The sequence below is a fragment of the Citrobacter sp. Marseille-Q3906 genome (genome assembly GCF_916618775.1).
Taxonomy (GTDB): domain Bacteria; phylum Pseudomonadota; class Gammaproteobacteria; order Enterobacterales; family Enterobacteriaceae; genus Citrobacter; species Citrobacter murliniae.
Window position 1 is genome coordinate 1,271,264 of record NZ_CAKAKA010000002.1, and the last position, 16,286, is coordinate 1,287,549.

The following is a 16,286-nucleotide window of genomic DNA, read 5'->3' on the forward strand; positions in this document are numbered from 1 at the left end:
GCGTTGGCTACGTTCGTTCGCCCGAATCACTTACCGAAGTGAGCTCATCGGGATTCACTCACTTGCCGCCTTGATGCAACTTGAATGATTTTTTGTATATACCCATCATACTTAAACCGCTTAGGTGTTGGCTGCCTTCCTGCAATTCAAGTTATTTAGGGTGTGGCTATTTAATATATTTATTTTTTATAAAAATAATGATGTTCTCCAGGAGAGAAAGCTGTGAGTAATTTACTCGGTGTGATTAAAACGATAGTTGGCCAGGTTTATGTCATGGAAGCGGATGGCTCGCAGCGCCTCCTGAAAGAAGGTGACAGAATTTACAGCGGTGAAGAGGTTATTACCGGCAGCAGCGGTGCGGTTAGCGTAGCGCTGTCTGATGGCCGAATCCTGGATCTTGGACGAAACAGTCAATGGGGCGAGAATGGCCTGCACACCGTAAACTCCGATGATCATAACAATCAGGATGTTGCATCGTTACAGAATGCGATTGCATCAGGTGAAGACCCGACTAAATCATTTGAAGCGCCTGCCGCCGGTAATGAACCTCCAGTACAGATTGAAGGTGGCGGCGGTGGACATACTCTGGTGCAACTGGAGCTTACCGGGCAGATAGTGAACCCGACGGCTGGTTTCAAAACGCGGGGGATCGGTGAGCCAGAATGGGAGCGTAGATTACCTGATAGCGGCGTCGCAGCAAGCGATTCAGCTGGTGCCCTCCATGTTCTTCCTCCCGTGGTTCACATTGATGATTTTGCGGGTAACGATGGCTACGTAAGTAAAAATGAAATAAATCATGCCAGCGTTAGCGGTACCAGCAACCAAAATCATGTCACGCTCATTTTCACTGATAGCCAGAAAAACACATTAATCATCGATGTAGCTGTGACTGACGGTCACTGGGCTGCACGGCCTGATTTAAGCCAAATGGTTGAAGGGCGTATTACCGTAGAGGCAACGGCTACAGACGTTTCGGGCCGTACTGCGCAAAGTACCTCTGTCGCAGTTATTGACACCATCGCTTTGCATGACAGCATCACCATAGACAGTGTTACGCCAGATAACGTTATCAATATCGCGGAGTCCCATAATCGGCAGACGCTAATTCACGGTATTGTTGCGGGTGATGCAAAGATTGGCGATAAAGTCATTTTATTGGTAGACGGGCAGACCTATACCAACACTGTTATCGATTTGGGTAATGGTAAGCTGGGTTATCAAATCAACGTCTCCACTCAGGGATTGCTCTCCGATCCCCATGTTCAAGCCACTGTGACGTCGACGGATGCTGCAGGTAATACATCGCAAGCCTCAACCCGCCATCATGTTGATATCGATCTGGATATTCATAACACCGTCACGATTGGTACTGTTGCTGACGATAACATCGTCAATTCAAATGAAGCCCGCATGCCCGTTATGATTACTGGTTTCGTCGGTGGCGATGCCAAAGCGGGGGATCAGGTGACGGTGACTGTTGGGGGGCATGATACCCATGGGGTCGTCGTCAGTGATAACGGTCAGTTGCGTTACGAGGTTGTTGTCCCGACAAACCGGCTTCGAGAAGGTGAAAACGATGTCCAGGTCCAGGTTATCAGTCATGATGCTGCTGGTAATGAAGCTATTGCTACTGAGCACAAAATTGTCACCCTCGACAGGTTTGCCCACAACGAACTAAGTATTAACACCGTTGCTGGCGATGATGTGGTAAACGCGATGGAAAACCGTATGCCAACGTTTATCAGTGGTGTTGTGACCGGAGATTCTCAGGCCGGAGACCCTGTGGTGGTCAGTGTTAACGGATTGCCGTTTTACGGTACGGTGAGTGATGAAAACGGCACACTGCGTTACAACGTCGCTGTACCGAACGGTACGTTAAACGAAGGTCGTAATGATGTAGAGGTGATGGTTTCCGGCGTTGATTCATCTGGCAACTCGTCGATTTCAGTAGCGTACAAGACAATCACGCTTGATACGCAGGCTGATAATTCTCTGACCATCGGTACCGTGGCTGGCGACAACACAGTAAATGCCATCGAAAATCGTATGCCGACAGTCATTAGCGGAGATGTCGCTGGTGATGCGCAGTCAGGGGACCGTGTGATAGTCACGGTTAACGGAATGACGTTTTACGGCAAGGTGGTGGATGACAACGGTCATCTACGTTATGCCGTCCCTTTACCAGGCCATGCGCTGGGTGAGGGCCACAATAACGTGCAGGTCATGGTGGTGAGCCATGATATGGCGGGCAACGAAGCGGTAGCTGTCGAGCACAAAAATGTGACGCTGGATACTTACGCCTTTAACGCCGTGGATATCAGAACGGTCTCGGGCGATAACGTAGTGAATGCGGCGGAATCGCAGCATGACACTTATGTTACCGGTGTAGTGAGCGGGAAGGATGCCAGAGCGGGCGACAGGGTTGTGGTGCATGTAAACGGAAAGGACTTCGTGGGCGAAGCGTTTGCCCATGCTGGAGGCCAGTTACAGTATAAAATCGCAGTAACGCCGGGCGTACTTCTGGACGGTGACAACGACGTCCTGGTTACGGTGACCAGTCACGATAAAGCAGGCAACGAAGCGATCGCAGTAGCGCACCATAATGTGGTGCTGGACACCCATGCCGATGCCACGATAAGCGTGGATGCAGTGACAAAAGATAATGTACTGAACCACGATGAGCTGGATGCGAAGCAATGGGTTCATGGCAGCGTAGGCGGGGATGCTCGTCCGGGAGATCGGGTTGATATTGATATCCGTGGGCAGCATTTCACCGGAGACGTTATCGTCCTGAACGACGGTTCGCTGGGTTACCGCATCCCGGTGGATGCCGGTGCATTGGGTAATAACGGCGGTGAAGTAAATGCCGATTTGAGGTTCACTGTCAGCGTCACCGCCCATGATAAAGCCGGTAACGTTGTCACTCAGACGACAGAGCACACGGTCCATCTTGATAACCATGCCGAAAATGCTGTGGTTATCAGAACGGTCTCGGGCGATAACGTAGTGAACGCGGCGGAATCACAGCATGACACCTTTATTACTGGCGTAGTGAGCGGGAAGGATGCCAGAGCGGGTGATCGGATTGTGGTGCAGGTAAAGGGGCAGAGCTTTGCCGGTCGGGTCGTTGAAGATGGCCACGGGCAACTGCATTATAAAGTCGCGATTTCGTCGGGTCTCCTTCAGGAAGGTGACAACGACGTCCTGGTCAACGTGATCAGTCATGACAAGGTGGGCAACGAAGCGATTGCGCTGGCGCATCAAAACGTCGTGCTGGACACCCATGCGGATGCTTCCGTCAGCGTTGATCGCGTGACGAAAGATAACACACTAAGCCACGCAGAAATGAACGCGCAAAAGCAGATAATTAGCGGAACAGTCGGTGGGGATGCTCGTCGCGGCGATGTCGTGACTCTGGATATTAACGGGCATAAATTCATCGATAACGTTGTCGATCTCGGTGATGGAACGCTGGGATATAAAATCTCTGTGGATCCTGCGGTATTTGGTGATAATCACGCCATGATTGACGGAGATATTAAATTCACCGCCTCGGTCACCTCTCATGACGCCGCTCACAATGAAGTCACCGTCATTACCGAACATACGGTTCATATTGATAACTTCGCGTCTAACGAGGTGCATATTGGCACGGTTGCGGGCGATAACATCATTAATATGAATGAATCTCGTCTGCCCACCTTGATCAGTGGCAATGTCGGTGGTGACGCTCAGGCAGGCGATCCGGTCGTTATTACTGTGAATGGCCGGGATTATGCTGGTGAAGTGGCGGGTGTTGCCGGTCATCTGTATTACAGCGTGCCTGTACCGACCAGTGTGCTGCACGAAGGCAAGAATAATGTGAAGGTCATGTTGACCAGTCATGACCACCTGGGAAACGAAGCGGTTGCTTATGAGCATAGGGTCATTACCGTTGATCGTCATGCGCATAATGAGGTGACGATCGGTATCGTGGCGGGAGATGATACCGTCAACGCCCATGAGTCTGCGGAAATTAGCGGCACTGTTCGTGGTGATGCACAAGCAGGCGATCCTGTCGTGATCAGCGTAAATGGCAACAGTTATACAGGCTTAGTTTCAGAGGTAAATGGCCATCTCGGCTATCATGTCACCGTGCCGCATAGCGCGCTTGTTGAAGGCAAAAACGATGTGCAGGTGATGGTTACTGGCGTCGATAACGCCGGGAACACGGCTATTGCCGTTGAGCATAAAACTATCATTCTGGATAGCCATGCCTACAACGCGCTGAACATTGATACAGTGGATGGGGATAACATCGTGAATGCCAGCGAGTCCCGTATGCCGATGATTATCAGTGGCAAAGTCAGTGGCGATGTACATGCGGGCGATCCTGTTGTTGTGAGCGTCAACGGCCATACTGTTAATGGCGTAGTGGTGGTCGATAACGGACATCTGCGTTATGAGGTTGCGGTGCCAACACATTACCTCCGTGAAGGTAAAAATGATGTGCAGGTGACGGTAACGGGTAATGATGATGCCGGAAACATGGCGAGTTCAGTCGAGCATCACCAGGTCACTCTTGACAGACAGGCCCACGCCACAATTTCCATTGGTGCAGTGACGAATGACAACGTACTTAACTACAGTGAACTGGAGACACCCAAACAAACTCTCACTGGCATTGTGGGGGGCGATGCGAAGGTGGGTGATGATGTCGTGCTCAAGATTAACGGATATCACTATTCCGGGCATGTCGTGGAGTTACCTGACCATCAACTGGGCTACAGTATTGCGGTTGATTCCTACGCGTTCAGCGATAATCGCGGACATATCGATTCGGGCGTTAAAGTTACCGCGACGGTAACTTCGTTTGATCACGTGCAAAACGAAGTCATCCAGACCACCGAACACATTGTCCATATTGATAACCACGCGGATGTGAGTATCACTGTTGATCCAGTGACGGGTGATGACATCATCAACCATTCAGAGTCGAGAGAGCATTTCACTAAAGTATCCGGAACTGTGAGTGGGGAAGATGTCCATGCGGGCGACAAAGTTGTCGTCACGGTGAACGGGCGAAACTATGAGACGGTTGTGGCGTCTCTTGCACATCAGAATGGGGCGCTGGGCTACAATGTCGATGTGCTGACAAGAGACATGCTTGCCGATCCACATCATACGATAACAGCGCATATTACGGGTCAGGATGCGGCTGGTAACAGGCAGCTCGTGGAGGCGTCGAAAGAATTAGTGGTCGATCTGAATGCGGAGGCGACGATTACCATCGACCCGGTGACCGCTAATCATGACAATATGATCAACGCCGCAGAGTCGGGACATGAGTTCACAACCATTACCGGGACGGTAAGTGGCGACGCGAAAGAAGGCGATTTGGTGACTCTGCATGTTAATGGCCTTGATTTAACCGGTCGTGTGGACGCTAACCTTCATTACAGTATTGTTGTCAGCACCTACGATTTGATGAGTGATCCGCACCTCAGAGCCTCGATTTCTGTCACTGATAACGCCAATAACACGGCCCTCATTGAAGCTAAGCAGGATATTGTTGTCGATACACATGTTGATGCCGCCATTACGGTGGATCCTGTGACAGCAGATAACACGCTAAACGATGAGGAGCTTAATCACCGCTTTACCCTGGTAACCGGCAATGTAACCGGCGAAATGCACGTCGGTGATCCGCTGACATTGACAGTGAATAACCATGTTTATCACGGGACAGTGGAAGACCTGGGGAATAACCAGATGGGCTACCGTATCGCGGTGGAAACCACGGATATTCATTCTGGCGATCATAAAATATACGCCAGTATCGGCGTGACAGATGCAGCGCAAAATAGTGCAGTGGTAGCGGCTGAACACCTTGTTGGCATTGATGATCACGCGGATGCTACGGTGACTATCAATATTATTTCAGGCGACGATGTCCTTAATCAGCTGGATCAATCGTCACCGACCACTGTCATTAATGGTTTGGTCACCGGAAATATTAACGCGGGAGAATTCGTGCATCTTACGGTGAATGGTCATACGTACGATGTTGAAGTGAAGCCTCAGGCATATCTTGATAACAAGCTGGGATATTCCTTTGCCGCCAGTACTGCAGATTTGCTTGCTGATCCGCATATTGTTGCAACGGTTAATGCCAGCGATGCAGCAGGCAATACCATAACAGCCGGGGCGACACACGATGTATCAAGGGATGATCGTGCTTATGCAACCATTACGATTGACTCTGTTACTGACGATAACGTCATTAACAATACCGAAGCGCATCAGGAATATACGACTGTCACTGGTCTTGTTAGTGGCGATGTCCATAGTGGCGATCGGGTTGAGTTAATTGTAAATGGACAGCATTATTTTGGCTGCGTTAGCGATCAAGGTGGTGGTCTTCACTACAGCATTGATGTCAGTACTGCAGATTTAATTTCAGATGATAGTAAGCCCGTGATCCACGCCTCTGTAATGGGTTACGACGCAGCAGGTAATACCGTTCTGGCTGAGTCTGATCATACTGTAAATATTGATACACGGGCTGATGCGGAAATAAAAGTGGGGTCATTAACACTTAACGGCTCCCGGGATTTTTGGGTCATTGAGGGAACGGTTGGTGGTGACGCAAAAGAAGGCGATGTGGTTAAAATCTTCGCCAACGGGAAAACCTATGAAACGGCGGTGCAGAAATATTCTGATGGTCATCTTGGATTTAACGGCGATCGCCTTATTGATGCTGCAACCGGCAACCCTGTTTATATTAACGCGCACGATTTAGATAATAATGCCGATGTCAGAGTAGAGATAACCAGCACCGATCCTTACGGTAATAGTGAAACGGCAAGCGCTCAGATACATGCTAATGTTCCGTGGCCAGCGACCAGCAATAATGGCACGGTTAATAATGGCAACACCACCACGCAACCTCATAACGACCAACCACATGTCGTTATCACCTTAAATCCGGTTGCAGGTAACGACATTATTAACCAGTCGGATTCGCAGTCACCGCACACGGTTATCCGCGGCACAGTCTCAGGCGATGTGAATCTGGGTGATGAGGTGACCTTACATATCGGAAAAGACAGCTATACCGGCTATGTTACTGAACGTCCTAACTTGCCGGGCGAGTACGGTTATGAGATTAGCGTTGATACGCAAAATCTCATTAATCATCCGGATATTACAGCGACAGTCACGGCCCATAATGATCATGGCAGCCAGATTGTTACTGTGTCTAAACCACTGATTATTGATACTGATGTCAGCGCCACAATTAAGCTCGATGATATAGCCGGTGACAATGTTATTAATAGTGTGGAATCCCGGTCTGGCACGACGACCGTTAGCGGTACCGTAACCGGTGACAATGTACATACGGGAAGCAACGTAACATTGACCGTTAACGGCCACCAAATTACGACGCAGGTGTTTGAAGATGCCAGTCATGTACTGAGATTCAGCAAAGAGATAAGCATTGACGACTTACGTCACGACCCTGTTATTGCCGCCAGCGTGACCGGCAACGACGATCATGGCAACGTAATGACGGTAACGGATGGTAAAACGATTGCCGTTGATACCGACGTTAAGGCGACGGTAACGATCAATAGTGTTACGGATGACAACGTCCTTAACCTGTCAGAAACAAAGAGTCCTGTCACACAAATAACCGGTACCGTGTCAGGCGATGTGAATCCTGGCGAATATGTCACGCTGACGGTTAATAACCACAAGTATCATGCCAAAATTGCGCCGGATATGACTTACAAAGCAGATATCCGGACTGTCGATCTGCTGGCCGAACACCGTATTGATGCGAAAGTGACCGGGAATGATACAGCGCAAAACTCGATTGATGCATTCGCGGACCGCACTATAGGTGTGGACACGACTGCCTCGGCAACTATCACCATTAATACCGTTTCAGGTGACAATATCCTCAGCGCGAAAGATCTCAGTTCCCAGCAGACTGAAATTAGTGGTGTGGTTGGTGGTGACGCCCGGATCGGTGATGACGTGAAAATCATGCTCAATGGTCATCTGACTGTTGGCAAAGTCATCGAACTGCCTGGCATGAACGGACAGCCTGGCTACACGATGAAAGTCGATACGGCAGATTTAAAAGCAGAGCTGACGGCTGAATTAAAAGCCCATCCAACCGACACGCCAACGATTACAGTGACTGTTTCCGGCACAGACGATGCAGGAAATTCCTTTAGCCAGCGTGCCGTCAGAGCGGTGGCTATCGATGATCATGCTGATGTGGAGCTGCATATCAACAAAGTCTCAGATGACAATGTGCTTAATCTGGATGACAGCCAAAAACCGACGACGGAGATCAGCGGCACAGTTACTGGCGATGTGCATGCGGGTAATAACGTGATTGTGCATGTTAACGGCAATGATCTGAACGCAATAATTGAACATGGTCCGAGCGGTGAATTAACCTTTAAAGTACGGGTTAATACCTCTGAACTGCTTCAGAACCCGGAAATTACCTATACGGTCACAGGAGTTGATGCTGTTGGAAATACGGTAACCCTGTGCGAAGCCAATAAACTGATTATTGACCAACATGCGGAAAACAGTATTCACGTTAATACGATTGCGGGCGATGGCAAAGTTAATTTCACTGAACTGATGTCAGGGAAGACGGCAATTACGGGGAGTGTGCAGGGTGATGTTCATGTTGGTGATACGGTAACGCTCGCCGTTAATGGTCATACTTATACTGGCATTATCGTTGAACATACTGACAAGCATCATAGTTCACTGACCTATGACATCCCCGTTGATAGTAATGTCCTCAACGAAGGTGAAAATAGCGTTACGGTTACCGTTAGCGGTAAGGATGCTGCTGGTAATACGGCAACCTCGACCACAACTCAGACTGTCACACTGGATACGCATGCTGATGCTTCCATCAGCATGGATCCCGTCGCGTCGGATAACATCATCAATGCGGCAGAATCTGGTCATATTTCTGTCAGCGGCGTGGTTGATGGTGATGCAAAGGATGGCGATATTGTCACGCTGTTGGTTAATGGTCACGCTGTTCAAACTAAAGTGGTCACCGTCGGCAATCACCTGGGCTATGACGTTGAAGTGAAGAAAGGGTGGTTGCATGAAGGAGACAATGATTTCACGGTGAGTGTGCGGGCAACAGATGATGCGGGCAACAAAGTCACACCGGCCTGGCATCAGAACGTGGTGTTGGATACTCATGCTGATGCCACGATCATTGTGAATAAAGTGACGGGTGATAACCGTATCGATTGGCATGAAGCACGCAACCCGTTCAATCACATTACGGGTTTTATAGATGGGGATGTACATAAAGGCGATCACGTTAGCGCGACGATTAACGGTAAACAATACGATGCAAGATTGCATGAAACTCATGGGCATCTGAGCTATGACATTCCGGTTCAGACCGACAGTCTTCTTAGCGGACACAACGACGTGATTGTTTCGGTGATGGCGCATGATGACCATGGCAATGTGACACGGCAATCACAGCATGTTGATGTGATAGTCGACGCCCCCATTCATCATGGAAAGCAGGAGTTTCATATTGCGGATAAAAACCATCATGCAGCACGGCACGACAGTGGATTAGGCAAGCTGTTTGATGATAATCATGATTCGTTTGCTTTCAATTTTCATCATGGTGAAGCAGGTCAACCCGATGAAAAAGGTCATAGCATCTTTACCGGTAAAGAAAGCGGCGAGCATGGGAAAGTGGATCTTAGCGATCTGGCGCATGAGTTACATGAAATCGCCGACATTACCCTGTTGATGAAAGTTGGCGAAACTCATCATGGGACAATTGCTGCAGCACCTGCAAATCCAGGACATGCCGGTGATACCTCACAGATTCCGTTAAGTGACTCGCATGTTACCTCTACGTATTCGCTGGATCATCTTATAGCCAAACCTGAAAATTACTCGCACTAATGGATCCCCACCGCTGCTGGTACAAGCGGTGGGGGCTTCATTTCAAGATGAATTTTCAGAGAGGGGCTTCTTTGAATATTGAAAACATATTCGATAAAAAGAATATGTTTTTGACTTTTCATCTACGCAGAGAGAAACTTACCCCATGGCAGGAGGTTATTATGTCGCAAATTTCATCCCTACAGTTGTTCAAAAACCTTTCTGACGAGACCCGTCTCGGTATCGTGCTATTACTCCGGGAGATGGGGGAGTTGTGCGTGTGCGATCTCTGTACGGCATTGGATCAGTCGCAGCCTAAGATTTCACGTCATCTGGCGATGTTGCGAGAAAGTGGATTACTGTTGGATCGCAAGCAGGGGAAGTGGGTTCATTACCGCTTATCTCCGCATATTCCTTCGTGGGCGGCGCAGGTTATCGAGCAGGCCTGGTTAAGCCAACAGGACGACGTACAAGCTATCGCCCGTAAGCTGGCATCGGCAAATTGCTCTGGTAACGGCAAAGCTGTTTGTATCTAAAAAATTTGCCTAAACATATATGTTTTTTCGAATGTGAGGTGTTGAAGATGAAAACGTTAACGGTGTTTGATCCGGCTATGTGTTGCAGTACCGGCGTTTGTGGAAGCGATGTCGATCAGGTTTTGGTCGATTTCTCTGCCGATGTGCAATGGCTGAAACAACGCGGGATTCAGGTTGAGCGCTACAACCTCGCGCAACAACCCATGAGTTTTGTACAGAACGCGAAAGCAAAAACACTCCTTGAGGTTTCAGGTGCTGAAGGACTTCCATTGCTATTACTGGATGGAGAAACGGTGATGGCAGGACGTTATCCAAAACGTGCTGAACTGGCTCGCTGGTTTGGCATTCCACTGGAGAAGGTGGGATTAGCACCGACAAGCTGCTGTGGTGGTAAGAGTTCCTGTTGTTGAGTATGTGAGGAGGACGTATGCGTTTCTTACAGAATATCCCGCCTTATCTGTTTTTTACTGGTAAGGGCGGAGTGGGTAAAACCTCCATTTCCTGCGCGACGGCTATCCGTCTGGTTGAGCAGGGCAAGCGAGTTTTGCTGGTTAGCACGGACCCCGCCTCGAATGTTGGTCAGGTATTCGATCAGACTATCGGCAACACCATTCTTCCCGTGAAGTCTGTGCCGGGATTGTCTGCTCTGGAGATCGATCCGCAGGCCGCCGCTCAGCAATACCGGGCCAGGATCGTCGATCCTATTACAGGGCTTCTGCCTGATGATGTTGTTAACAGCATCAGTGAGCAGCTCTCGGGGGCATGCACGACGGAAATCGCGGCATTTGATGAGTTCACCGGCTTGCTGACTGATGCGGATCTGCTGACCCGCTTTGATCACATTATTTTTGATACCGCGCCGACAGGCCATACTATCCGCCTGCTGCAACTTCCCGGCGCCTGGAGCAGCTTTATTGAAAGTAATCCGGATGGTGCTTCCTGCCTGGGGCCAATGGCCGGGCTGGAAAAACAGCGCGAACAATATGCTCATGCTGTTGAGGCGTTGTCCGATCCCGAGCGTACCCGGCTGGTACTGGTCGCACGATTGCAAAGTTCAACATTACGTGAAGTTTCACGTACTCATGAGGAACTCGCCGCGATTGGTCTTAATAACCAGTATCTGGTCATTAATGGCGTATTGCCAGAAACCGAAGCGGCAGGCGACACATTAGCCGCAGCTATATGGCAACGGGAGCAGCAGGCTCTGGTAAATCTTCCCGCCGGTTTATCTGGCCTGCCGACAGACACCTTATTTCTTCAGCCGGTGAACATGGTTGGCGTATCCGCGCTGAAAAATCTTTTCACTATGCGTGCTGAGGCTGCATCGATACCTGAACAGGTTAATCAGTACCAGCCTGAGAATTTGTCTCTCTCTGAGATGGTCAATGATATCGCCCGCAGTGAGCACGGTCTGGTTATGCTTATGGGGAAAGGTGGCGTCGGTAAAACAACTCTGGCGGCTGCTATAGCCGTCAGGCTTGCGGACATGGGATTTGATGTGCATCTAACGACATCAGATCCTGCCGCACATCTCAGCACAACCCTCAACGGCAGCATCAATAATCTGCAGGTCAGCAGGATCAACCCGCACGATGAAACCGAACGCTATCGCCAGCATGTTCTTGAGACAAAGGGCAGGAGTCTGGATGACGCCGGGAAGAGACTGCTGGAAGAAGATTTACGTTCTCCCTGCACTGAAGAGATTGCGGTATTCCAGGCATTTTCCCGTGTGATCCGCGAAGCAGCAAAGCGGTTTGTTGTCATGGATACGGCTCCTACAGGACATACGCTTTTACTTCTGGACGCTACAGGGGCTTATCACCGCGAGATTGCCCGGAAAATGGGGAATAAAAGACACTTTACAACGCCAATGATGCAGCTTCAGGACCCGGAGCGAACCAAAGTGCTACTGGTCACGTTGCCTGAAACGACTCCGGTGCTGGAGGCTGCAAATTTGCAGGCCGACCTTGTACGGGCGGGGATTCAGCCCTGGGGATGGATTATCAACAACAGCCTCTCTGTTGCAGACACGCGCTCGCCACTGCTGTGTCAACGTGCCCGGCAGGAGATACCGCAGATTGAGGCCGTCAAGCAACAACATGCTACGCATATAGCACTGGTTCCATTACTTGCATCAGAACCTGGCGGCATCGAAAAACTCAGAGGTCTGGTGGGTTAATTGAAAGTATTTACAGGGCAACTCTGTCGCCTTGTCTGGAGGATTTATGTTACTGGCAGGCGCTATTTTTGTCCTGACCATTGTTTTGGTTATCTGGCAGCCGAAGGGATTAGGGATCGGCTGGAGCGCCACATTCGGCGCTGTACTCGCACTGATTTCTGGCGTTGTACACATCGGTGATATTCCGGTGGTGTGGGATATCGTCTGGAACGCAACAGCGACGTTTATTGCTGTTATTATTATCAGCCTGCTGCTCGATGAGTCCGGTTTTTTCGAATGGGCTGCACTGCACGTTTCTCGTTGGGGCCATGGTCGTGGTCGTTTGCTATTTACGTATATCGTTCTGCTTGGTGCGGCGGTCGCAGCGCTGTTTGCCAATGATGGCGCGGCGCTTATTTTAACGCCTATTGTAATCGCCATGCTGCTGGCTCTGGGGTTCAGTAAAAGCACTACACTGGCATTCGTTATGGCTGCCGGATTTATTGCTGATACGGCCAGTCTGCCGCTTATTGTGTCGAACCTGGTAAATATCGTTTCGGCAGATTTCTTCGGGCTTGGATTCTCGGAATATGCGTCGGTCATGGTGCCAGTGGATATCGCTGCTATTGTTGCCACGCTGCTGATGCTGCATCTGTTCTTCCGCAAGGATATTCCACCCACTTACGATCTGGCCCGGCTGGAGGTCCCTGCAAAGGCGATTAAGGACCCGGCAACATTCAGAACGGGCTGGATAGTTTTGATCCTTCTTCTGATTGGCTTTTTCATTCTTGAGCCGCTTGGTATTCCGGTTAGCGCAATCGCGGCAGTTGGGGCAGCCATCTTGTTTGCTGTTGCTAAACGGGGCCATGCCATTAACACGGGTAAAGTGTTACGCGGCGCACCCTGGCAGATTGTCATTTTCTCGCTGGGAATGTATCTGGTGGTCTATGGTTTGCGTAATGCCGGGCTGACGGAGTCTCTCTCCGGGCTACTGAACGTGCTGGCGGACAGAGGGCTCTGGGCAGCTACCTTGGGTACAGGTTTCCTGACAGCGTTTCTGTCTTCCATTATGAACAATATGCCTACTGTGCTGGTTGGCGCGCTGTCTATTGATGGCAGTACCGCAACAGGGGTGATTAAAGAAGCGATGATTTATGCCAACGTTATTGGTTGCGATCTGGGGCCGAAAATTACACCGATCGGTAGCCTGGCAACGCTGCTCTGGCTGCATGTTCTCTCACAGAAGAATATGACAATCACGTGGGGATATTACTTCCGCACCGGGATTATCATGACGTTGCCTGTGCTGTTTGTCACGCTGGCTGCACTGGCGTTACGCCTCTCTTTTACTTTGTAATGAGATACTGAAATGAGCAATATTACTATTTATCACAATCCGGCATGCGGTACGTCGCGCAACACCCTGGAGATGATCCGTAATAGCGGTACTGAGCCGACCGTTATCCATTACCTTGAAACACCGCCATCGCGTGACGAACTGGTCAAACTCATTGCAGAGATGGGGATTGCGGTACGGGCACTGCTGCGTAGAAACGTTGAACCGTATGAAGTGTTGAGGCTTGCTGAAGATCGTTTTACTGATGAACAGCTCATCGAGTTTATGTTGCAGTATCCGATCCTGATTAACCGTCCAATTGTGGTGACACCGCTGGGAACGCGTCTGTGCCGACCGTCGGAGGTCGTGCTGGATATTCTTCCACAGCCACAGAAGGGGGCTTTTACCAAGGAAGACGGTGAGAAGGTTACTGACGCCAGCGGAAGACGCATCGACAGCAAGTAAAATTCAATCAATGGAAGGGCTGATCCTGTAGCCCTTTCATCGTTCTCATCTTTTCCGGCAATACAGGGTAGGGGACATTTCCCTGTGCTTAAAACAGGACAACGTATAACCAAGTTTATATGTGTTCTGGTTTGGGAATATTAGGAAATCCAGGGATATAACTGAGTGGTGCGTCCGAATGGACTCGAACCATCGACCCCCACCATGTCAAGGTGGTGCTCTAACCAACTGAGCTACGGACGCACAAATTTGGAATGGTGCGTTCAATTGGACTCGAACCAACGACCCCCACCATGTCAAGGTGGTGCTCTAACCAACTGAGCTATGAACGCAATGTTGTAGGTGACAACGGGGACGAATATTAGCGGCAGAGGCCGAATGAGGCAAGAGGGAAATGCTATTTTTCTTCATGTTTTCACGCGATTGCAGAGTAATTAAGCAAGTTGATTATATTTTGTTGATTTTGCAGCGTGTTTTTCGTTCATCCCAACCGGTAATAGGGCACAAGTCTACAGAGATATTCCCATGATCTTAAGAATGCTCCGCTGCGAAGCTGTTTCGAAAACGATCGCTTTAATAAACTGCATGCCCTGTTTGTCGTAGAATTTGCGAGCGCGTTCGTTCTGTTCAAGAACTTCCAGCCATAAAAAATCTTTTCCATTACTCCGGGCAAGCTCTTTAATTCTTTCGAACATTAACTGACCGTAGCGTTTACTTGTCTCAGCAGGACAAAGGTAGAGCTTGTTAAGCAGCACGCCTGAAAGCTCCGTCTCAGGTATTGTGCTTTGCCATGTCAATTTCGCAAAACCAATTGGGCGGTCGGTTTCGGCCACATACCAACTGACACTACGGTCTCTCAGGCTCTTTTCAAGCGTGGACAGAGAGTATTCACTTACTAAAAAATCGTTCATCTCCGCTTCAGACACCCACATATGCTGAAAGTGAGCACGATAGATGCGAAACCCCATCTCATTGAGCAACACCGAATCGGCCAGCGTGGCCTGGCGTATTTGTAATGTCATGGAACGGAACCTGTCTCAGTGGAAAGGTTTAAAGATATCTGATTATGAGAGAAATATCTCTTCCCGGCCTGCCGGTATGCGGTATTCGCCTTGATCACTTTGCCTGAAGGCGTTGTTGTCTGACCGGCAGGCGCAGGGTTTATTTGGTGGCGAGTTTGAGGAGCACTACACCGGAAATGATGAGCCCGACAGCGAGCAGACGAGTAAAGTTAACAGCTTCCCCAAATAGGGTAATTCCGACGAAAAACGCACCTACTGCACCGATGCCGACCCAAATAGTGTAAGCCGTTCCCAGAGGCAAGGATTTCATGGAATAGGCCAGGAGACCAAAACTGAGGAGCATAAACAACAGGGTAACAACACTGGGTATGAGACGTGTAAACCCGTGCGATTCTTTCATTGCTGATGCCCATACCACTTCAAAAATACCTGCCAGAAACAGAGATAACCAGGCCATTGTAATATCCTTACATACGGGTCGTCCCATTGAGATTAATAAGCGGCAGGTCGTCCTGCATAGAGTCCGGAATGCCCGGCATCGCTATTTATCAATACACGAAGTGAGTTGCGTTCCCGCTCCGTGATGCACATACCTTCAGGATGTGTTAATTCATATCGGTTTTTAAAACGATCCACTTGAAGAAATGGCCCGCGAGATATCCCAGACAACCCATTCCCAGGGAAAGCGTTACGTTTACCCACGGCATCACACTGGTGGGGAAGACGGATATCTGTGCAAGCAGTTGGCTGATGACAAATCCAGAAAGAAAACCAGCCAAAGTTAATAACCACACGAGTTTACGCATAATAACACCTTATAGTTCTGT

General features: G+C 49.5%; 9 protein-coding genes and 2 tRNA genes. 6 read left to right on the top strand and 5 right to left on the bottom strand.

Annotation, left to right across the window (positions count from 1 at the left end; genetic code table 11):
* Positions 1 to 222 precede the first annotated feature (222 nt).
* The 6 genes from LG384_RS10375 (at position 223) to arsC (ending at position 14,437) form a co-directional block, all read left to right on the top strand.
* Complete coding sequence (locus LG384_RS10375; RefSeq protein WP_225760867.1) at positions 223 to 9,963, top strand: retention module-containing protein; 9,741 nt, start codon at positions 223 to 225, stop codon at positions 9,961 to 9,963.
* A gap of 161 nt (positions 9,964 to 10,124) precedes the next feature.
* Positions 10,125 to 10,478 (top strand): As(III)-sensing metalloregulatory transcriptional repressor ArsR, encoded by a 354-nt coding sequence (gene arsR / locus LG384_RS10380; RefSeq protein WP_045449582.1) that lies wholly within the window; start codon positions 10,125 to 10,127, stop codon positions 10,476 to 10,478.
* Between the two features lie 47 nt (positions 10,479 to 10,525).
* Positions 10,526 to 10,888 (top strand): arsenite efflux transporter metallochaperone ArsD, encoded by a 363-nt coding sequence (arsD, locus tag LG384_RS10385; protein WP_200042171.1) that lies wholly within the window; start codon positions 10,526 to 10,528, stop codon positions 10,886 to 10,888.
* Positions 10,889 to 10,905: 17 nt separating this feature from the next.
* Positions 10,906 to 12,657, top strand: coding sequence for an arsenical pump-driving ATPase (arsA, locus tag LG384_RS10390; protein WP_225760868.1), 1,752 nt, complete (start codon positions 10,906 to 10,908; stop codon positions 12,655 to 12,657).
* A gap of 46 nt (positions 12,658 to 12,703) precedes the next feature.
* Positions 12,704 to 13,993, top strand: coding sequence for an arsenic transporter (locus tag LG384_RS10395; protein WP_225760869.1), 1,290 nt, complete (start codon positions 12,704 to 12,706; stop codon positions 13,991 to 13,993).
* Between the two features lie 12 nt (positions 13,994 to 14,005).
* Entirely contained in the window at positions 14,006 to 14,437 is a 432-nt protein-coding gene (gene arsC / locus LG384_RS10400; RefSeq protein ID WP_225760870.1) for a glutaredoxin-dependent arsenate reductase, read from the top strand.
* 166 nt (positions 14,438 to 14,603) lie between these two features.
* Here the strand turns inward: arsC and LG384_RS10405 are convergent.
* The 5 genes from LG384_RS10405 to LG384_RS10425 all read right to left on the bottom strand — a co-directional run bounded on the left by LG384_RS10405 (position 14,604) and on the right by LG384_RS10425 (position 16,265).
* Positions 14,604 to 14,680: transfer RNA gene (locus tag LG384_RS10405), tRNA-Val, on the bottom strand.
* A 12-nt stretch (positions 14,681 to 14,692) separates the two neighbouring features.
* A tRNA-Val gene (locus LG384_RS10410) sits at positions 14,693 to 14,769 on the bottom strand.
* A 177-nt stretch (positions 14,770 to 14,946) separates the two neighbouring features.
* Positions 14,947 to 15,459, bottom strand: coding sequence for a GNAT family N-acetyltransferase (locus LG384_RS10415; RefSeq protein ID WP_048221542.1), 513 nt, complete (start codon positions 15,457 to 15,459; stop codon positions 14,947 to 14,949).
* A gap of 139 nt (positions 15,460 to 15,598) precedes the next feature.
* Positions 15,599 to 15,916 carry a quaternary ammonium compound efflux SMR transporter SugE gene (sugE, locus tag LG384_RS10420; protein WP_045442376.1) on the bottom strand — a complete coding sequence of 106 codons (318 nt, stop codon included), beginning with the start codon at positions 15,914 to 15,916 and terminating at the stop codon, positions 15,599 to 15,601.
* A 148-nt stretch (positions 15,917 to 16,064) separates the two neighbouring features.
* The gene (locus LG384_RS10425; protein WP_225760871.1) at positions 16,065 to 16,265 is read right to left on the bottom strand and encodes a hypothetical protein; all 201 of its coding nucleotides are present in this window, start codon (positions 16,263 to 16,265) and stop codon (positions 16,065 to 16,067) included.
* Between the last annotated feature and the right edge of the window lie 21 nt (positions 16,266 to 16,286).